The sequence below is a fragment of the Nostoc cycadae WK-1 genome, from assembly GCF_002897135.1.
Classification (GTDB): domain Bacteria; phylum Cyanobacteriota; class Cyanobacteriia; order Cyanobacteriales; family Nostocaceae; genus Nostoc_B.
Window position 1 is genome coordinate 500801 of the sequence record NZ_DF978423.1, and the last position, 20192, is coordinate 520992.

At 40.3% G+C, this 20192-nt stretch carries 16 protein-coding genes and 1 riboswitch; of the genes, 13 read left to right on the plus strand and 3 right to left on the minus strand.

From position 1 onward, the window contains the following. Window positions 1-191: 191 nt before the first annotated feature. Entirely contained in the window at window positions 192-818 is a 627-nt protein-coding gene (locus tag NCWK1_RS06365; protein WP_103124116.1) for an rRNA large subunit pseudouridine synthase E, read from the minus strand. Window positions 819-940: 122 nt separating this feature from the next. Here NCWK1_RS06365 and NCWK1_RS06370 point away from each other — a divergent pair, with 122 nt between their 5' ends. The 8 genes from NCWK1_RS06370 to NCWK1_RS30055 all read left to right on the plus strand — a co-directional run bounded on the left by NCWK1_RS06370 (window position 941) and on the right by NCWK1_RS30055 (window position 11971). Then, window positions 941-1813 (plus strand): phosphodiester glycosidase family protein, encoded by an 873-nt coding sequence (locus tag NCWK1_RS06370; protein WP_096581272.1) that lies wholly within the window; start codon window positions 941-943, stop codon window positions 1811-1813. 85 nt (window positions 1814-1898) lie between these two features. Continuing rightward, window positions 1899-1995, plus strand: a riboswitch (TPP riboswitch). Window positions 1996-2003: 8 nt separating this feature from the next. Next, a complete protein-coding gene (thiC, locus tag NCWK1_RS06375; RefSeq protein WP_103124117.1) occupies window positions 2004-3377 on the plus strand; it encodes a phosphomethylpyrimidine synthase in 1374 nt (457 codons plus the stop codon). Window positions 3378-3458: 81 nt separating this feature from the next. Continuing rightward, window positions 3459-5927, plus strand: a complete 2469-nt coding sequence (locus NCWK1_RS06380) for a BsuBI/PstI family type II restriction endonuclease (RefSeq protein WP_103124118.1) — start codon at window positions 3459-3461, stop codon at window positions 5925-5927. Between the two features lie 278 nt (window positions 5928-6205). Next, the gene (locus NCWK1_RS06385) at window positions 6206-6580 is read left to right on the plus strand and encodes an NINE protein (protein ID WP_103124119.1); all 375 of its coding nucleotides are present in this window, start codon (window positions 6206-6208) and stop codon (window positions 6578-6580) included. Window positions 6581-6594: 14 nt separating this feature from the next. Continuing rightward, window positions 6595-7128, plus strand: coding sequence for a ComEA family DNA-binding protein (locus NCWK1_RS06390; protein WP_103124120.1), 534 nt, complete (start codon window positions 6595-6597; stop codon window positions 7126-7128). Window positions 7129-7907: 779 nt separating this feature from the next. Then, window positions 7908-8783, plus strand: coding sequence for an SDR family NAD(P)-dependent oxidoreductase (locus tag NCWK1_RS06395; RefSeq protein WP_103124144.1), 876 nt, complete (start codon window positions 7908-7910; stop codon window positions 8781-8783). A gap of 78 nt (window positions 8784-8861) precedes the next feature. Next, the gene (locus tag NCWK1_RS06400) at window positions 8862-10355 is read left to right on the plus strand and encodes a glycosyl hydrolase family 57 (RefSeq protein ID WP_096581284.1); all 1494 of its coding nucleotides are present in this window, start codon (window positions 8862-8864) and stop codon (window positions 10353-10355) included. A 257-nt stretch (window positions 10356-10612) separates the two neighbouring features. Beyond that, on the plus strand, window positions 10613-11971 hold the full coding sequence (locus tag NCWK1_RS30055) for a DUF2808 domain-containing protein (RefSeq protein WP_245894841.1): 1359 nt from the start codon (window positions 10613-10615) through the stop codon (window positions 11969-11971). A 47-nt stretch (window positions 11972-12018) separates the two neighbouring features. Here the strand turns inward: NCWK1_RS30055 and NCWK1_RS06410 are convergent, their stop codons facing one another. Next, on the minus strand, window positions 12019-13377 hold the full coding sequence (locus tag NCWK1_RS06410) for a sensor histidine kinase (protein ID WP_103124121.1): 1359 nt from the start codon (window positions 13375-13377) through the stop codon (window positions 12019-12021). An 833-nt stretch (window positions 13378-14210) separates the two neighbouring features. Between NCWK1_RS06410 and NCWK1_RS06415 the strand changes: the two genes are divergently transcribed. From NCWK1_RS06415 to NCWK1_RS06425, 3 genes are all read left to right on the plus strand, one after another. Then, window positions 14211-15266, plus strand: a complete 1056-nt coding sequence (locus NCWK1_RS06415; protein ID WP_103124122.1) for a permease — start codon at window positions 14211-14213, stop codon at window positions 15264-15266. A gap of 59 nt (window positions 15267-15325) precedes the next feature. Continuing rightward, window positions 15326-16087: a TIGR03943 family putative permease subunit gene (locus NCWK1_RS06420; protein WP_103124123.1), complete on the plus strand. Its 762-nt coding sequence runs from the start codon at window positions 15326-15328 to the stop codon at window positions 16085-16087. 73 nt (window positions 16088-16160) lie between these two features. Next, window positions 16161-17654: a TolB-like translocation protein gene (locus NCWK1_RS06425; protein ID WP_103124124.1), complete on the plus strand. Its 1494-nt coding sequence runs from the start codon at window positions 16161-16163 to the stop codon at window positions 17652-17654. Window positions 17655-17711: 57 nt separating this feature from the next. On the opposite strand, the gene NCWK1_RS06430 is transcribed toward NCWK1_RS06425, so the two are convergent. After that, window positions 17712-17990: a hypothetical protein gene (locus tag NCWK1_RS06430; RefSeq protein WP_103124145.1), complete on the minus strand. Its 279-nt coding sequence runs from the start codon at window positions 17988-17990 to the stop codon at window positions 17712-17714. Window positions 17991-18746: 756 nt separating this feature from the next. Here NCWK1_RS06430 and NCWK1_RS06435 point away from each other — a divergent pair. Both NCWK1_RS06435 and NCWK1_RS06440 read left to right on the plus strand, forming a co-directional pair. Continuing rightward, on the plus strand, window positions 18747-19184 hold the full coding sequence (locus tag NCWK1_RS06435; RefSeq protein WP_103124125.1) for a hypothetical protein: 438 nt from the start codon (window positions 18747-18749) through the stop codon (window positions 19182-19184). A 90-nt stretch (window positions 19185-19274) separates the two neighbouring features. After that, window positions 19275-20192 (plus strand): NB-ARC domain-containing protein (locus NCWK1_RS06440; protein WP_281259091.1); only part of this gene is annotated, 918 nt, incomplete at its 3' end.

A 20192-nucleotide genomic window follows, 5' to 3' on the forward strand; every position in this document is an offset into this window, starting at 1 on the left:
CCAAGGGCTAAAGTTCATTAATAGGGAATAAAAAGAATTTATTATATATAATTTTTTGGTTAGATTTAGCCAATTAAAGCCAGAAAAATCTGTTTGTAGTGTTTAATGCTTTCTATTGATAGCTCAGACCTACAGATGATTAATTACTTTTATTTACATCAATTTATTGATTTACCCGAACAATATATGTACTAAGAAAATTTAGACTTCTTAGTTCTAGAGTCAGAATATTTGTGAGGTAAGTTATGCAGCAATTTGAGTTCTGATGCACTCAAGTCGCGCCACTGGCCTAGTTGTAGTCCATCCAAGTTGAGATGGGCTATGCTCACCCTGATGAGTCGCAAAGTGGGAAACCCTACAGCCGCAGTCATCCGCCGCACCTGACGATTTTTGCCTTCTGTCAAAGTCATTTCTAACCAGGCTGTCGGCACATTTTTACGAAATCTAATGGGTGGATGGCGATCGCCCACTGGTGGATCTTCGGGTAACAGTCTCACTTTTGCAGGTCGAGTGCGGTAATCTTGGATTTCTACACCCGTTTGCAATTTGGTTATAGCATCTGCATCGGGAATCCGCTCTACTTGTACCCAGTAAGTTCGCGGATGGGCAAAACGCGGATCAGAAAGTCGATGTTGCAATTTTCCATCGTTTGTCAACAGTAATAATCCTTCACTATCCCAGTCCAAACGCCCCACAGGATAAACATCAGGCACATCAATATAATCTTTGAGAGTACTATGGTTCGGTGTTTCCTGCGTAAATTGACTGAGGACACCGTAGGGTTTGTGAAAAATCAGATACCGAAAGCTACTAGTCATTAGATATTATCTATTTTTTCTCTACTCCTTAACTTTCCAATAGATAGTTAACAGAGGTTCGTGAGTGAAATTATGCAAAAAATTGGGAATTTTAATAAAAACCACATAAGTGTGAGTTGATTATGCTGAACTCTAAGATTTGCAGACGTTCTTTCTTGTTCCTGGGAGGTGCTTCCCTAGTAAACGGACTGTCATTAGCACTCCCCGCAACTGCTCAAACTGTCCAAGTTAAAAAAGCCAAGGTGAATGGGATTTCTTTCTACCAGACAATTATTGATCTTACTGACCCGCAAACCTTGATAACTATTGGTTTAGCCAAGAATGCAGCTTTTGCGAATACACAGCAGAAAAGTAGCGGTGATGAAGAATTTAGCAAAATGGTATCTCGTTATCGTGCCGCTGTGATTGCCAATGGGACTTTTTTCGCCAAAAATGCCCAGAAGACAGTCATGGGTAACATGGTAGCAGCAGGTAGATTTGTCAAATACAGCCAATGGGAAAATTTTGGCACTACCTTGGGTTTGCGAGTTGGCAACCAGCCAGAGATGATTACAGCACGGGTTGATGGTAAACCTGAATGGCATCAACATTGGTTTTCTCTCACCTGTGGCCCCCGATTGTTAAGACAGGGAAAAATTTGGCTCAACCCAGGACTAGAAGGATTTAAAGATCCTCATGTTTTAGGACAAGGCGCACGCACAGCTATAGGTTTCCCCGCTGATGGTAAAAAATTATTTTTGGTGAGTTTCGATGGTAGCCTAACTTTGCAACAAACAGCACAAGCTATGAAAGCAATCGGCTGTTATGAAGCCATGAACTTAGATGGTGGTGCGTCGAAAGCTTTAGCCGCCAATAATAAAATTTTAGTTCCAGCAGGTAGACCCCTAACAAATGTAATTGTTGTCTATGATGCTAGAAATCCGGCTCCAGCAGCTTTAAAACAAGATTGGATGAGATTTCAAAAAGGTGACCGCCCAAAAATTTCTGGTGTTTAGAAAGGTGAGGTGCGATCGCTTTAACCCACACCTCATAAATTGTTAACCCTCTTGCCCCCAACCCTAAACAAGATGGTACAATCTACATCCATGCTAGGGGTGCCTGAGATTTCAGGCTGAGATCACACCCTTAACACCTGAGTCTGGGTAATACCAGCGGAGGGAAGCTGTTTATTGAGGAATTTCAATCATGCGGAAAGAATGGGTTGCCAAGCGGCGTGGGCAGAGCAATGTAACTCAAATGCACTACGCACGTCAGGGTGTTATCACCGAGGAAATGCACTACGTTGCCCAGCGGGAAAATCTTCCTGCTGACCTGATTCGTGAGGAAGTAGCACGGGGAAGAATGATTATCCCGGCGAACATTAATCACACCAACCTAGAGCCAATGGCTATTGGTATCGCCTCCAAGTGCAAAGTAAATGCCAATATTGGTGCTTCACCCAACTCTTCCAATCTTCAAGAAGAAGTAGACAAATTGAAGCTGGCGGTGAAATATGGTGCTGATACCGTGATGGACTTGTCCACAGGTGGCGGTAACTTAGATGAAATCCGCACAGCTATTATCAACGCCTCACCCGTACCTATTGGTACAGTGCCAGTTTACCAAGCATTAGAAAGCGTCCACGGCACAATTGAAAACCTCACCGCCGATGACTTCCTCCACATCATCGAAAAACACGCCCAGCAAGGGGTTGACTATCAAACCATCCACGCTGGCATTTTGATGGAACATTTACCCCTAGTCAGAAGCCGCATCACTGGGATTGTGTCTCGTGGTGGTGGCATTTTGGCACGGTGGATGCTGCATCACCATAAACAAAACCCGCTTTACACCCACTTCCAAGACATCATTGAAATTTTCAAGAAATATGATGTTTCTTTCAGCTTAGGTGATTCCCTGCGTCCTGGCTGTACCCATGATGCTTCTGATGCTGCACAATTAGCTGAATTGAAAACCCTCGGACAGTTAACTCGCAAAGCCTGGGAACACGATGTCCAGGTAATGGTAGAAGGGCCTGGACACGTCCCAATGGATCAAATTGAATTCAACGTCCGCAAGCAAATGGAAGAGTGTTCTGAAGCACCTTTCTATGTGTTGGGGCCATTGGTAACAGATATTGCTCCTGGCTATGACCACATTACTTCCGCTATTGGCGCAGCAATGGCTGGCTGGTATGGTACAGCAATGTTGTGCTACGTTACCCCTAAGGAACACTTAGGACTACCCAACGCTGAAGATGTTCGCAATGGGTTGATTGCCTACAAAATAGCAGCCCACGCCGCCGACATTGCCAGACATCGACCAGGCGCAAGAGACAGAGACGACGAACTCTCCCGCGCCCGTTACAACTTCGACTGGAACCGTCAGTTTGAATTATCCCTCGATCCAGAAAGAGCGAAGGAATATCACGACGAGACTTTACCCGCAGACATCTACAAAACGGCTGAATTTTGTTCGATGTGTGGGCCTAAATTCTGTCCGATGCAAACTAAGGTTGATGCTGATGCGCTGACAGAACTAGAGAAGTTCTTGGAGAGAGAAAAGGTAACTCAAGGTTAATTACTAGTTAATAGCCCCAGATGTGCAATCTGGGGCTATACCAACAAGCCTGCGATCGCAGGCTAATTTTTTCACATCAAAATGACTACATTCCTGACAGACTCCACCGATATTAACCGGATTCATTTCTCCTCAAAACTGAATTTAAAGCAGCGCAGTGAATTGGGACAGTTTTTTACTCCCGCTTTAGTTGCGCGGTTGATGGCGAGACAATTCAGCAATCTATCTGGTCATATTAATCTTTTAGATCCGGGGGCTGGAGTTGGTGCGTTAACTGCTGCATTTGTCGAACAACTATTAGCAAATCCTCGCAATGTCAAAAGTTGTTTGCTTACAGCTTATGAAATTGAATCAGCTTTTATACCAGCTTTGAGACAATGCCTGACAGAGTGTTGTATCGCTTTAGAAAAAATAGGAATTACAGCAAACTATTGCTTATATCAAGAAAGTTTTATTCAGAATATTAGTGAAATAGATTTAGCAATTTTCAATCATTCATCTAATAGCTTTACCCATGCAATTCTTAACCCACCTTATAAAAAAATTAATCGCCAATCAATAGAAAGAAAAATCCTGTCACAATTAGGAATAGAAACTGTAAATTTATATAGCGCATTTGTTTGGCTAACTGTTTTAAATTTGTCTGACAACGGAGAAATAGTTGCTATTACGCCTAGAAGTTTTTGCAATGGTTTTTATTTTAGGCCTTTCAGGCAAGCTTTTCTGCAAAATATGGTAATTTCAAACATTCATATTTTTGAAAGTCGTTCAGCAGCTTTTATAGAAGATAATGTATTACAAGAAAATATTATTTTTCATGCAATTAGAACTAAAACTATACCAGATTACGTTGAAATTGCTAAAAATATTGAAAACAAGTTAGATGAATTTTCAGAATTAAGATATGTTCCTTATAGCCAAGTTGTTGATCCTCATGATTATGAAAGTTTTATTCATATTGTGACCAACTCTCTTGAGGATTATTTGAGAGCGCAAATGAATCAATTCTCATCTACTTTAGATGACCTTGGCTTAGAAGTTTCAACAGGGCCAGTTGTGGATTTTCGTCTCAAATCAGCGTTGAAAACTTCCTGGGATAATAAAAGTGTGCCATTGATTTATCCAGAAGCGATCAAGGCAGGGAAAGTATGTTTTCCCCCTAGTAATCCCCGTAAAGCGATCGCTATTACACAAAACCCAGAAACAGCAAAATGGTTAGTCCCATCAGGTTGGTATGTTTTAACAAAGCGATTTTCAGCTAAAGAAGAAAAGCGTCGTGTTGTAGCTGCTGTGTGTCCTCCTAGCGATTTTCCGGTATTTGGTATAGAAAATCACCTAAATTATTACCATGCTCACGGTCAGGGAATGAACCCTGATTTAGCACGAGGTTTAACAGCATTTCTCAATTCAACTTTATTAGATATTTACTTCCGCCAATTTAGTGGACACACACAAGTCAACGCCACAGACTTACGGAAACTTAAATACCCTAGCAAAGATGATTTAATTCGATTAGGAAGCCAAATTGGTGATTCTCACTTAGATCAGGAACAACTTGATCAAGTTGTACATCAAACTTTGTCGATTATGAGCGAAGCCACAAATGCAATTCAGGCGAGTAAACGAATTGAGGAGGCGTTAGCAATTCTCAAAGCTATTTCTGCTCCTAAAGCTCAACAGAACGAACGCTCTGCATTGTGTTTACTGGCTTTAGCAGACATTCGGCCTGAAACATCTTGGTATCAAGCAACAGCACCAAGACGCAGAATCACAGAAATGATGGATTGGTTTCGTGATCACTACGGTAAACAATATGCACCAAATACACGCGAAACAGTGCGACGACAGACAATGCACCAGTTTGTGCAGATGGGGATAGTTGTAGAGAATCCGGATCAACCAGAGCGACCGATTAACAGCCCAAAATGGTGTTATCAACTTCATCAACAAGCATTATCACTGATTAAATTGTACGCTTCGGAACAATGGGAAGAAGCTCGTCACAATTATGCTGTTTCAGTGACAAATTTATTGCAGGACAGAAAGCGAAATAGACCAATAATTCCTGTAACACTACCTAATGGTCAAGCTATTCAACTTTCATCGGGTGGACAGAATTTATTAATCAAAGACATTTTAGAAAGTTTCTGTCCCAAATTTACACCTAGAGGTTTTGTGATTTATGTAGGTGATGCTGGAGATAAGTTTATTATCAATGAAACTCAGAAATTCCGAGAACTGGGAATTGAGCTAGACACTCACGGTAAAATGCCAGATATTGTAGTTTACTATGAGCAACAAGACTGGCTGATATTAATAGAGGCTGTGACAAGTCATGGCCCGGTAAACTTGAAACGTCGCAATGAATTAAAGCAACTGTTTCAGTCTAGTCGTAAAGGATTGGTGTTTGTAACTGCCTTTCCCAGTCGTCAGGAAATGACTCGGTATCTAGCTGAGATTTCTTGGGAAACAGAGGTGTGGATAGCAGATCAACCTGATCACATGATTCATTTTAATGGGGAAAGATTTCTTGGCCCGTATGAAAGCTAAGGTGTTTAACTAGCTATTTAAATATCACTACTGTTATCGTTTTCAGTATTCCCAGTCTTCTCAAGATTCTGGCTGAAATACAGCTTCACGATCGCCTTTACTCTCACCCTCAACACCCATACAGCCCGACTTTGCTGGAAATATTTTAATATAGCATCAGGATAAGTTTAGTTTTGGCTATTCTCACCAGACTAATATGATGCTGAATTTAGTTAGGTATTTTGCTACGATCGCTGTTTGATAGACCTAACTGTGATAGTGGTAAATTTATAATAAGTATGTTAGTAAAACGCAAAAGCCGCAGTATCGCTGCTGTTCTCGCTTTTTCTGGTACGCTCACCATTTCAGGACTGCATAAGTTTTATTTAGGACAGCCGTTGTGGGGTATTTTATATGTTCTGCTTTCTTGGACACCAATCCCCAAGGTGGCTAGTGCTATTGAAGGTGTCTGGTATTTAGCCCAAGATGAAGAAGCTTTTGACCGGAATTTTAATCAGGGTAAGTCACCTGTCAAATTTTCTCAACACACAAGTAATCAGGTGGAAACCATTGCAAAAGCTTTGCGTGAGTTAGATACACTCCGCCAAGATGGTTTGATTTCTGAATATGAATTTGAGCAAAAGCGCCGCCAGCTGCTCGACCAAATTTCTTGATACAAGTAAAGATGATGCACAACTGGCTACCTTTAAACTTCAAGTTACAAAAACTTCGCGCCAAACTGCTCAATGATCCTTACTATCGGTTGCAATCTGGCGAAGAAATTCAAATAGCGGCACAATTGGGTATCCGGATTGATGTGAATCAAGCAACGGTAGATGATTGGTTACGCTTACCAGGCTTGTCGATTCACCAGGCGCGATCGCTTGTAGAACTTTCCCGTTCTGGGGTCAAATTTTACTGTATCGAAGATATTGCAGCCGCTTTGAGTTTACCTGTGCAAAGACTCAAGCCATTAGAGCCACTGCTGCATTTTGTTTACTATGACAACGAATCTCTGGTTCATTCCACTAATTTAGTCAACCCAAATACCGCTACAGTCGAGATTTTGGCGCAAACACCATTTTTTGATTTATCTTTGGCTCAAGCGGTTGTAGAAAATCGCCAAGTCAATGGACTATACCGGAATTTAGCTGATTTTCAGCAAAGATTGCAGTTGTCTGCCGAGGCGATCGCTCAGTTAATGTATTTTCTGCGATTTTAATTAATAGCTGGTTGCCATTTGTCATCTTAATATTTCTCTACTAAATTTAGTAAATATACACAGATTTATTAAATTATTTATTAATTAAAAGATCCCTTACCTTAAATCATTGATCCCTGACTTATTCAATAAGTCGATGGTGTCAGCTTTATAGCAATCTTCAGTTAGATTTAAATAAAAATTAATCATCAAACACTTACAAGCAGGGACTTTCAGGCAAATTTCTGCTGCTGGACTGTATAACTTTTTTATGTCTTTGTTATGTCTAGCAATTAATATCAGCTTTCTCTATTTTGCTGAAAATTGGTCATAAATTTTTTTGAATTTATATAATCTCTAAGCAATTGTCAAAAAATGATGACATTTGTCTAGAGGTATTCATAAAAACTTATTTCCCAAAATATTTTATATATATATTCCCTTGGTTACAAAGTGTTAAGAAATTCTTATTAAAAAATATTGCTACTACTTGATTTTGTTGTTAACGTGTGTTTAGCGCGCTGCTGATCAATGCTCTGAATCTAAAAGAGGTAATAACTATGAGCCATATCTATGTCAGCCAATAGCGTAAAGTATTGATTTGCCATTTGGAAGGTAGAGAGAGGATTTCCGCAACGCAGATTGACACATAAATATCTGATTTGCTAACAGCTGAGTTCTCCTCTGAAATTCAACAATAATCGATGATTTGTCTTACCCGCGGGAAACGAGTAGCTGTAATTGCGTCTATCTGCAAGCCAAAAACGCGGACTAAGACTTAAATTCTGGAGATGAAACTGATGAAAATTCAAGGTAATGTTGCTCTAATAACAGGGGCTTCTCGTGGTATTGGTAAAGCGATCGCCCTAGCGCTGGCGCAACAAGGAATGAAAAAGCTAATTTTAATAGCACGCGATCGCCAAAAGTTAACTGAAGTCGCCCAAGAAATCGAAGCACTGGGAACAGAAGCCGTCATCATGACACTAGATTTAACTCGCGCCACTGAAGTAAATATTGCTGTAGCGCAACTATGGCGCAATCATGGCCCGATTCATCTACTGGTAAACTGTGCAGGAGTTGCATATCAAACTTCATTCTTGCGTTCTAAACTTTTCCAAGTGCAAGAAGAACTTTCGGTGAATTTGTTGGGAATGTATACCCTAACTAGTTTGATAGCGCGACGGATGGCGAGCCAAAGACAAGGGACAATTGTCAATGTCTCTAGTTTAATGGGGAAAGTCGCTGCACCGACGATGGCAACATATTCCGCCACCAAGTTTGCCATCTTAGGATTTACCCAAGCCTTGCGTCAGGAACTAGCCGAGTACAATATTCAAGTCAAAGCCTTATTACCTTCCCTCACCGACACAGATATGGTGCGCGACTTGCAACTATTCCGTTGGGTGATCCCGATGACACCGCAACAAGTAGCGCAAGCATTGATAGTTGGATTGCACAATGATGCACCAGAAATTTTAGTAGGATGGCAAAGTCATTTAGCTGTGTGGTGTCAACGCCTCGCCCCTTGGTTGCTGGAGTTGATTTTAAAAATCGCCGCACCACCAAAAAAGCAGCAGTTTGAAGAAAGACCAAGCTTATTGAGCAGAATTAATCGTTTCTGTGATGTTTTGCTATCGAGAAACGTGACTCCTTTAGCATCTGCACGTAAGTCTTAAGAGATTCTGGCACGCGATCGCCTACTGCAACAATAAAGATACAGTATGAGGGATGAAAAGTTTTATTCCTCATACTTTATGCTTTCCTTCCCTACAACTGTCCCACCAGAAATTATTGATGGTTTACCAAATATTTCTGGCTGGGAAAACGAGGTGCTTGCTGTAGTCAATCACAACGAACCCGTTTTTTTGCCCTCAACCAATATCAAGTTAGAGGATGTTAATGCAGTATTTGCGATCGCCTTACACATGCACCAGCCAACTATCCCCGCAGGATACAACGGCGAACTGATCAGCAATCTGCAATATATGTTTGAGCATCCTAATGAAGGCGATAACCACAACGCTGCGCCTTTTGCTTATTGCTATAGCCGGATGGGTGATTTTATCCCCGAACTCGTCAGCCAAGGTTGCAATCCCCGCATCATGTTAGATTACTCTGGCAATTTGTTGTGGGGATTGCGTCAGATGGGACGCAACGATATCCTTGACAACCTCAAACGAATTACTTGCGATCAAAAATATCAACCTTACGTCGAATGGTTGGGAACAATGTGGAGTCATGCTGTTGTTCCTTCCACACCAATACCTGATATTAAATTACATATTATTGCTTGGCAACAACATTTTGCAGCTATTTTTGGTTGGGAAGCATTGGCGCGAGTCAAAGGCTTTTCGCCACCAGAAATGCACCTACCAAATCACCCTGATACTCTATTTGAATTTATTAAATCACTCAAAGAATGTGGCTATCGCTGGCTACTTGTGCAAGAACATTCTGTAGAAACAATCAATGGCGAATCGCTGCGGTACAAACATTTACCACACCGTTTAATAGCCCGTAATTCCCAAGGCGAAACAATTAGCATCACCGCCTTGATTAAAACTCAAGGTTCCGATACAAAATTAGTTGCTCAAATGCAGCCATATTACGAAGCGAAAACTCTTTCAAAACAACAAATAGGCGATGTATTAGTACCACCAATCGTTAGTCAAATTGGTGATGGTGAAAATGGCGGGGTGATGATGAATGAATTTCCCAGTGCTTTCAAACAAGCTTGGTGGGATATGGTTAATCATGGTGGTGGGAAATCTGGTGTGATTGGGGTGTGCGGTACAGAATATTTAGAATTAATTGAAGCAGCAGGTTGCAACCCACAAGATTATCCGGCTTGTCAACCAGTAGGACAACATCAAATTTGGCAGAGAGTTGCACCCGATAATTGTCACCCTGAAGCTGTAGAAAATGCCATTCAAGAATTAAAACAAATTAATCCTAACTTCCATGTAGATGGGGCTTCATGGACAAATCATATTAGTTGGGTCAAAGGATATGAAAATGTGTTATCCCCGATGAACCAACTTAGCAGTTTATTTCATGAAAAAGTAGATAAGCTACTGCTAAATAGTGAACCTGAAACGATGACAAAACAATCTCAATACCGCCAGACATTACTATATAATTTCTTGCTACAAACAAGCTGTTTTCGTTATTGGGGACAAGGAACTTGGACAGACTATGCCAGAGAAATTTATCAACGTGGGGGGACTTTATTGCAAGCAAATTTATAAACTACAACAGTAGGGTGGACATGATAATACTCACCCTACAAGCTTTCTTGTAAATTTATTTTCTTCTCTAACATCCTACTCTACCCTTCGGAAACACCTGACGGCGACCGGGAAGCTACTTCTTGTTTATACATTCTTTACGTTTTATTTAAAAATATTTATGTAATCTCACGGTGGGTTAGGAGTAAAATCAATTTAAATTTAGTTTAGATAATCAAATTTAAATTTTTATATAAAAACTCAGCGAGAGTAACAAAATGTTGTGGCAAAAATGGCAACTATTGTTAGGAATTGCGGCACTAGTGTTGCCATTAACGTTTAGTTTAGCTCACGCCAGGATCAGGATAGATGCAGCGATCGCAGCCAAAGCTATTGCCCAAAATTCTATCCCTAATCAACGTCAACACCGTACTGCACTAATTATTGGCAATTCCAATTATAAATTAGCAGACACATTAGCTAATCCTGTCAACGATGCTACAGATATTGCTAACTCCTTACAGCAATTGGGATTTGATGTCATACTCCTCAAAGATGCAGATTTGCGACAAATGGAAGAAGCACTTGAAAGCTTTAATCGCCGTTTGCGTCAGGGAGGAGTGGGACTCTTTTACTATGCAGGCCACGGACTACAAGTAGACGGAGAAAATTATTTAATACCTGTAAATGCGCGGCTGGAAAGAGAACAAGATGTACGTTACGAAGCGATGGCGATGGGTAAAGTACTAAACGTTATGGAAGATGCGGCTAACGATGCTAACTTTATTATTTTAGATGCCTGTCGAAATAATCCCTTCTCTCGTCAATGGCGTTCTCTACAACGTGGTTTAGCAGCACCAACACAATCTGTTAAAGGTACACTCATTGCTTATTCTACCGCACCTGGAAAAGTCGCCTTGGATGGAGATGGCCGCAATAGCCCCTACACTACAGCCTTGTTACGCAATATAAATACTCCCAGCCTAGATGTCGAGCAAATGTTTAAGCAAGTGCGGGCTGAAGTACTTCAAACAACTATTGGAAAACAAACACCTTGGGAATCTTCTTCTCTGGTTGGTTCCTTTGCCTTCAATCTGACAAATGATATTAAAAGAGATAATTTGAAACCTTCTACACCTCAACCATCTCCTCTAACTCCACCAAATTCACAAGGAAAAATAGCTTTTATCCAACCGCCGAGTTTAGTTGAGGTAACGATTAGTTATAGTCGAATTAAAACCTTGGGAGCCACCTATTATTTTACAGTTCACTTACCAGAAAATGCTGGAAGAACATTGCAACAAATTACAATTAACCAGCCTGAGAGTGCAGAATACATTCGCTTTAATCTCAACGAGAGTGTCGCTTTTAAAGGAACGCGTTCTCAGAAAGGAGAAAAACTAGAGTTAAAAGATATTAGCAGCGACGAAAAAACCCAAACTGTATCGTTTACTTTTGATCCTCCTGTGTCTCCTGGTAGTGAAGTTACTATTGGTTTAAAAGCTCTGCAAAATCCTCAAAGAAATGGTGTTTATGTCTTCGGTGTTACAGCATTTCCAATGGGTGAAACATCCAGTGGGCAATTTCTAGGTTTTGGTAAATTTCATTTTATCAGCACATCTAATACTAATTTGTAATTAATAATCTTCTATGTTTTTTTCTCAGTATTACTAACAGCTATACTTTATACTAAAGGCAAAAGTATTTTAAATTCTGACCCGACACCTACCTGAGAACGGAAATCTAATTTACCACCATGTCTAGCTGTAATAATTCGGTAACTAACACCTAAACTAGTTTCTATATCCGCCCGTTTCTCAGTAGAAAAAGAATCCAAAATTTGTTTTTGAGATTCTTCCGACATCCCTGGACTATTGTCAACAATGCTAATGCAGACCCAACGAGAATCTGGCGCATTTGGTTGGTTTGCTGTTTGTGAAATAACGGCTGTAGTAATGATAATTTGAGGTTGGTTGCTGTTATGACAACTCTTTTGTTGAAATTGCTGTCTCACTGCTTCATCTAATAAACCATCCACAGTTTGACTAAAAATATTCATTAATACTTGGTGTAATTGCCCCATAAAACAAGAAACAGGGGGAATCTTACCATATTTTTTCACAATCTCAATCTCTCCTTTTAAACGACTCTTCAGGAGAAGGATAATCCCATCTATACAAGCATTAATATCTACTGGTTTGGGATAAATTTCATCAATATGACAGAAATTTTGTAAACTGGTGACGAGTTTTTTTAATCTTTCTGCACCAGTGTGGGCGCTTGTCAAAGCTTTGCCTAAATCTTCTTCTAAAAAATCAAATTCAATTTCGTCTTTAAGATAATTAATAGCGGCGGAACTCTGGGGGAAATCTTCAGCGTAAGCTGCTATTAACTTGAGTAAGTCTTGACTATATTTAGAGATGTACGTTAAATTTCCCCAAATAAATCCTACAGGGTCTAAAATTTCATGAGCTACGCCATCAACTAACCGCCCTAAGCGTGCCATTTTATCATTTTGAATCATTTGTGCTTGGCTACGTTCGTAGCGTACCTGAGTTTCAATTCCTCGAATTTGCCAAGCAGCTAGATTCAAATCATGAATATCTAATAATTTGTAAGTATTTGTCTCTGTTTGCACAACAACAGGTTCAGAAAAAAGTTCAGGCGATCGCTTGAGTGTATGCTGCATTGCTGTTAAGATTGTTGTCGTCTCTGGCAACAGTAAAATTTCTGCGCGTGCATAGCTGTAAAGCTCGCGTAAATTAGCTTTAGCAAATAACTCTTGTCCGAATGGGCGAATGAAAAATTCTAGTATTCTGCGGCGAGAAATCATTCCCAGGAATTTTCCTCTTTCTATCAACACTACTCCTGGTAATTGTGGGTATTTTTCCAAATAACCGACTAGTTCAATACATGTACAACTAATATCTACACCAAAGTTGTACATCGGTAGTTCTTGGAGATTTGACTCTAAACTGAGGTAGTGATTACTGGCAATAGATAAAACTGGTGGTGAGATTAAAGAAGTGAATTCTGGTGACACTGGCAACCCTGATATATATAAGTTTTAAAGAGTAATTAATAAATAAAATGCTGATATTTTAAAGTTAACTGAGTAACTCTTTAGCACTAAATATTACTATATGGTGCAAGTTAAACAGACAAAAACGGTTGATAAATGGCAAATTGACAACCTCACACGTTATTTTTATGTGTATATTTCGACTCGAATCTTTATTTTATTAACAGATGAATAATTTAAACAACTTAATTCATCAAAATATTAACTAATAATAACAAAAATGATAATTTGCCAGATTTTAGGCAGTAGTAGCCGTGAAAATACTTGGAGTCTTTTTGAGAATTAGCGCCATACATAATGTTTACTAAAAATATTCCAAATTGGTATTGCCGTTTGCTAGTTTCTGTAGTAGAAATCAACCACGACTGATCTTTAATTTACAAAAAGTAAGTTAAAACACGGATATCAGTAACTAAGCGTGATCCCCAAATGTTTAAACTCTGTAAATCCTTGATGAAAATGCGTGGAAGATAACACAAAAATCAGCTAATTTACAGTAAGTATAAACATTAGGTAATTAAACGTCACCTAGTCCTATACCCATCAACCGATAATTCGGAACTATTTCGGAAATCAGACAATCTTCAAAATCGCAATCATCAGTAAATGCACTCATGTAAAATGACTATACTAAAACTAATGGACGCTAGTTAGCGCTTAAGCAAGACTACGAATTAAACATGTTCTGGTTGTGTCAATGATGTTTAATCACCCGTACATGATTTTGATCACCATTTCGATAGAATGACTAGACATAACTTCAAAACTTTAAACCGCTTTTGACTGCGACACCCATGAATCAACTGAGCAATGGTTTCACGATATTTCTGAGTCTGCTAGTCGAAGCGATGCCGTTTTTGCTCCTAGGGGTTTTATTCTCTAGTTTGCTGCTATTTTTTGTTGATGAGCGCAAATTAGTCGAAAAAATGCCCAAAAATCCGCTGTTGGGAGCTTTAGTTGGCAGTATGGTTGGTTTTTTATTTCCGGTGTGTGAGTGTGGCAATGTGCCGGTAGCGCGGCGTTTGCTGATTCAGGGCGTACCCACACCTGTAGCAATTGGTTTTTTACTAGCTGCGCCAACCATTAATCCCATTGTCATTTGGGCAACTTGGACGGCGTTTCGCGATCAGCCAGAAATAGTAGTTTTACGGGTAGTATTTTCTCTATTAATTGCCACAATTGTTGGCTTTGTCTTCAGTTTTCAAAAGGACTTGCATCCCATACTCCAGCCTGCGATCGCCCGTTATATGAAGTTTAATCCCCCAGCCAAAGTGGAACCGCAACGGCGGGGGAAACGTTACCAAATTCCCCAAGAACCAACCACACCAAATTTGTTGCAATCTGGCACATATATTTTGGGTGGGAAAGCAGGTACACCCACACGCATGGATGGGAGCATATCACCAGCAGATGACCCCCTCGCCAGCCCAAATAAACCACTGGCGGCGAAACTACGCTTGTTGATGGATAACAGTATTCAAGAATTACGGGAACTGGGAGGAGTGATGGTGATTGGTAGTGCGATCGCAGCTGCCATTCAAGTCTTTGCACCCCGTGATTTAATCCTTAGTCTCGGTGCTGGCCCTGTCAGTTCGATCATTGTGATGTTAATTCTGGCAGCAGTTGTTTCTATTTGTTCAACAGTTGACTCCTTTTTTGCCCTATCTTTTGCCTCAGCATTTAGTAGCGGTTCCTTGCTGGCATTTCTGGTCTTTGGGCCAATGATTGACATTAAAAGTATTGGTTTAATGTTATCTATTTTCAAGCCTAGGGCAATTTTTTACCTCTTTGCCTTAGCCGGACAATTGACATTCTTATTTACCATTTTTCTTAACCTCCATGTTCTTTAAACAGTGCTGAGTTAAAAGACAGAGATGTCTAATAACTAATGACAAAGGACAAATGACAAATGACATCTAAATCTCAACGCTTTAATTTATTACTACCTTGGCTGGATGTTTTAGCCGTCACAGCTTGGGGAATTTTGATGTTGAAATACTGGCTGACTGGCAAGCTGAACTTGTTGATTCATCCGAATTACTTTGGTTTAGTGGTAGTGGCTGGTATTGGCTTAATAATTGTCGGTTTATTCAAAATGCAAGAACTTTGGCAACGTCGCCGCCGCGATATTGTGCCAAATGTCCAGCACATGACTTTGTTTCCGCCCGGTTGGGGTGGTGCTTTATTGTTAACGGCGGCAATTTTAGGTTTCATCTTTACACCGCAAGTTTTTGCCAGCGACAAAGCACTGAATCGTGGTGTAAGTGATTTACTCGGCACTTCACGTATCAAACCCCAAGCCTTTCGGGCTTCAATTCGCCCCGAAGAGCGATCGCTAGTAGACTGGGTACGGACACTCAATGTTTATCCTGAACCAGACGCATATACAGGGCAAAAAGCTAAAGTCCAAGGCTTTGTCATCCATCCCCCAGATTTAAGTAAAGAATATGTGTTTTTAGCCAAATTTGTTCTTTCATGCTGTGCTGCGGATGCTTACCCTGTAGGATTACCTGTAAAATTGCCCGCCAGTCAAGAACAGTACGCCCCTGATACCTGGTTAGAAGTTGAAGGACAAATGGCGACAGACAATCTCAGCGGAAAACGCCAACTCACCATTGTGGCTAACTCCGTCAAAAAGATTCCCCAACCTCAAAATCCCTATAGTTATTAGTGATTTGTTATTTGTCATTTGCTAATGACCATTGACCATTGACTAATGACCATTGACTATTGACTAATTACCAATGACTAGTAAAACCCTTATCCAACCATTAGACCGTGTAGCGATCGCCTTGATGCTGCTGCTGAGTTTGTTGATTGGTTTTATCATCCTACAAGGTGATGTTGTTTCCCCCCGTGTCCGCAACTTTACTTGGCAAAATCAGCAAATTGGTTCAGAAGATATTGCTTTTAGCCTCACCTTTAGCCGTCCAATGGATACAAAAAGCGTTGAGGATAACTTAAAAATTGAGCCGCCCTTAGCAGGAAAATTTAGTTGGGCAGGTAGACGGGTGGTCTATACATTATTAACACCAGCCCCTTACGGTACGAACTATAAAGTACAGTTACAACAAGCAAAAGATAAATTTGCCCAGAAAGAAAGTAAATCTAAAGTTATACAGCCTTTTGTTGGTAGTTTTCGTACCCGCGATCGCGTCATTATTTATATAGGAGCTAACCCCGAAGAACAAGGGCAGTTAATTCTTTACAACTTAACTCAAGAGCAAAAAAAGGTACTTACCCCCAAAGACATCACAGTGATGGACTTTAAAGCATTTCCAGATGGGGAAAAAATCTTATTTTCGGCTCGTACTACCAACAACGAAGATTTACTCTCCGCCCAGTTGTACACAGTCACCACAGGAATTGCCGACAAGTCTGACCAAAAACCAGAAGCAGCCGCTAAAGTTGACTTAATTTTAGATAATAAAGATTATCAAAACCTAAAATTTGACTTATCACCAGACGGACAAACTATCGTCGTCCAACGTGGTAATAAAAATAATCCTGGTGACTTTGGGTTGTGGTATATGCCCACCACCTGGGATAAATCAGGCAAAAAACCTACTCCCCAACGCTTACAAAGCCAACCAGGGGGAGATTTTATGATTACTCCTGATAGTAAAGCCGTTGCCGTTGCCCAAGGTCAAGGCGCGGCGATATTGCCACTACAAGCCGATGCGAGTAAACCCCTAGACTTTTTACCACAATTTGGTCTAGTACAAGCTTTCTCTAAAGATGGCTCTCAAGCGGCAATGGTCAAATTTAACACCGATTACACACGAGATTTATTTTTAGTCACTAACCAAGGTATCCAAAAACCTTTGTTAAAAACTACAGGCTCAATTATCAATTGCCAATTTGATCCGGCTTCACCCACCCTCTATTGTTTGCTGACACAGTTAATCACCCAAGCAGAATATGTAGAGCAACCTTATTTAGTCGCCATCAATCTGACAACTGGACAACAAAAACCGCTGCTAGTTTTACCAGTTGATCAGCGGAACGTGGAAATGAGTTTATCACCAGATGGGCTAGGTTTGTTATTTGACCAAGTAGTAGCCCAACCAGAGAACGCGCAAACATCTGCCAATAGTTTAAAAACAGATGACGGTGAAGCAATCACCACTAGCAGTCTGTGGTTAATGCCACTGTTACCGATCGCTGATGCAGCCGTGACCACCATCAAACCAGAAAAGCTACCGTTAATTGGCTTCCATCCTCGGTGGTTGCCTTAATTTAGTGCTGAGTGCTGAGTTAAAAAGACGTTGCATTGCAACGTCTTTAAATTTTAATTACTGTATTAAAATTTGACGGCTTAAAATGCTCATTACCTCATCGGGATTACCTGTTGGTTGCAGTGGACTCCAATCTCCCACACTGGCGTAGCCGATAACTTGCAAATAGTGAATTGTACTAGTGACAGCTTTGGGTGAACCAATCAGCAAATGTTTAATTGGTTCCCGGTAAGGAAATATTTGTTGAGAAATTTGCTGGCGATCAAGAGAGGGTAAATTTTGTCTTAAGAACTGGGCTATTTGAGATTGGGCGAAGTTGAGTAATTGTGCCATCATAATGTTGAAACTCCTGTATTTGGGTTTTGATAAAAGCGATCGCTCTCTTCTTGCCAGAACCAGACGATCGCTTTTATTTGTTTTGGGGTTTAGATCAGGGCGATCGTTTTGTTCTTTGGGGAACTGGGCGATCGCCTTTATCATGTCTTTTAATATAATGTATAATTTTATACTTGTCAATTGTTAATACAAAGATTTTTGTTAACAATTTGCTAGTTTTTACAGAGACAAATTATGTTGCATCAGAGTAATCTTAGTAAGACTACCTAACAGAATTACTGCAATTGTGAACAGTTATTTAATTTAGATAAAGTTGATAATTTGGCTAAGTGCAATTACTAAATGAATATAGGATTTTGTATTGATTACTAACGACAAGGTTTCATGTAGTGACGACAAGGTTCTGATTACTAACAACAAGGTTCTGTGTCGTGACGACAAGGTTCTGATTACTAACGACAGAGTTCTGTGTCGTGACGACAAGGTTGTGATTACTAACGACAGGGTTTCGTGTCGTGACGACAAGGTTCTGATTACTAACGACAGGGTTCTGTGTTCTGGAAAAATTTAGCTCTGCGACTTATCTAATAATTTAAGTAGCTTTTTGTGTAAGAGCGATCGCAATTATGTAAAAACCAACATTATCAAAATTACTTGTACAAAGCGTAAATCTAAATTTTTGCTTGAAATTGCGTAATTTCAAGCTGAATTGCTGTGTTATTAAATAAATAGGATGCACCTAAATTAAAGTAGCACATGGAACCTTTAACTACTGTGGCGATCGCTCTTGGCTCTGTAGTCGCCACTAAGGCGTTAGAAAAAACAGGCGAAATGGTTGGCGAAACTCTGTGGAATAAAACTGGTGAGTTGCTTGTCAAGCTAAGAAAACACTCACCTAATGTTGTAGCGGCGGTTGAAAAAGCACCAGAACAACCACTTGATTATGGCAAAGCTGTATTAGAAATAGAAGCTGCGGCTAAGTCTAATCCTGAAATCGCGCAAGCTGTACAAGAAGTGGCGACAGCAGCACAAGCAGAAACAAATCAGAACTTTATTCAATTAATACAGGAAATCGCCGACACGCTCAAATCTCAGTCACAACAGCCGATTTTTAACAACAATCAAAAGTTCGCAGATGAAATCAAGAACTTTTTTCAAGGTAATACATTTAACGCCCCAGTCACTTTTAATTGACTAAACTCGTCCGATGGGAAACGGACAAAGTTAACTCCCACAAAACATATACCACGCGGTTCTGTTCACTTTGTCGGGCGAGAAACAGAACTGACACAAGCACATGAAGACTTACAGCGTGGTAACTATGTCGCAATATCAGGGATGGGAGGCGTAGGTAAAACAGAATTTGCCACCCAATACGCTAAACAATATCAAAATAATTATGGCGGAATAACTTGGTTTAATGACCGAGCCAGTAATCTCGCGGCGGAAGTTTTGAGTTTTTTTGTGCAACTTGGTTTGGAGATTCCCCAAGAACAAGGCGGAAGACTGTTAACTTTACAAGAACAAGTCGCTTGGTGTTGGTTGCAATATCCCCAGGCTGAGTTACCTATATTAATTGTCTTTGATGATGTCACTAGCTTAGACAACCTGGGCGAAGTTGTTCCCAGCGATAACCGTTTTCGTGTTTTAGTGACAACTCGCCTGCGAAATTTAGATCCAAACTTTATTCAAGAAATTCCCTTAGATGTTCTCTCGCCAGAAAAAGCATTAGAACTGTTAAAAAAATTGCTGGGGAAAGACAAGCGAGTAGACAACCAACCAGAAGCCGCAGACGCAATATGTGAATGTCTAGAATATTTGCCTTTGGGGATAGAGTTAGTTGGTGCTTATTTAGCAGAAGACCCAAATTTACATCTATATATAATGTTGGAGCGACTGCAACAACGCAAGTTAGACGAGGAAGCTTTACAAAATAGGAAAACTCTTAACAAAGAAGAACTGGGAGTGAAAGCCGCCTTTTCTTTAACTTGGGAAGAACTCAACCGTTACCCTTTGACGCAACAACTAGGCAAATTTTTAAGTTTATTTGCGCCCCAGTCAATTTTATGGGATTTGGTGGTGTGGGTAGCGACTGGTGGAGATGATGAAGATGATCCTGCTATAAGCGACGATGTAAACACTAGTCAAATTACCCCCCTTAATCCCCCCTTGGAAAGGCAGGGCTGTTTCATTCCACAAGAC

Coding starts and splice junctions, on each gene's coding strand:
- NCWK1_RS06365 (WP_103124116.1), bottom strand. CDS start 818: ATGACTAGTAGCTTTCGGTATCTGATTTTTCACAAACCCTACGGTGTC.
- NCWK1_RS06370 (WP_096581272.1), top strand. CDS start 941: ATGCTGAACTCTAAGATTTGCAGACGTTCTTTCTTGTTCCTGGGAGGT.
- thiC (WP_103124117.1), top strand. CDS start 2,004: ATGCGGAAAGAATGGGTTGCCAAGCGGCGTGGGCAGAGCAATGTAACT.
- NCWK1_RS06380 (WP_103124118.1), top strand. CDS start 3,459: ATGACTACATTCCTGACAGACTCCACCGATATTAACCGGATTCATTTC.
- NCWK1_RS06385 (WP_103124119.1), top strand. CDS start 6,206: ATGTTAGTAAAACGCAAAAGCCGCAGTATCGCTGCTGTTCTCGCTTTT.
- NCWK1_RS06390 (WP_103124120.1), top strand. CDS start 6,595: ATGCACAACTGGCTACCTTTAAACTTCAAGTTACAAAAACTTCGCGCC.
- NCWK1_RS06395 (WP_103124144.1), top strand. CDS start 7,908: ATGAAAATTCAAGGTAATGTTGCTCTAATAACAGGGGCTTCTCGTGGT.
- NCWK1_RS06400 (WP_096581284.1), top strand. CDS start 8,862: ATGCTTTCCTTCCCTACAACTGTCCCACCAGAAATTATTGATGGTTTA.
- NCWK1_RS30055 (WP_245894841.1), top strand. CDS start 10,613: ATGTTGTGGCAAAAATGGCAACTATTGTTAGGAATTGCGGCACTAGTG.
- NCWK1_RS06415 (WP_103124122.1), top strand. CDS start 14,211: ATGAATCAACTGAGCAATGGTTTCACGATATTTCTGAGTCTGCTAGTC.
- NCWK1_RS06420 (WP_103124123.1), top strand. CDS start 15,326: ATGACATCTAAATCTCAACGCTTTAATTTATTACTACCTTGGCTGGAT.
- NCWK1_RS06425 (WP_103124124.1), top strand. CDS start 16,161: ATGACTAGTAAAACCCTTATCCAACCATTAGACCGTGTAGCGATCGCC.
- NCWK1_RS06430 (WP_103124145.1), bottom strand. CDS start 17,990: ATGATGGCACAATTACTCAACTTCGCCCAATCTCAAATAGCCCAGTTC.
- NCWK1_RS06435 (WP_103124125.1), top strand. CDS start 18,747: ATGGAACCTTTAACTACTGTGGCGATCGCTCTTGGCTCTGTAGTCGCC.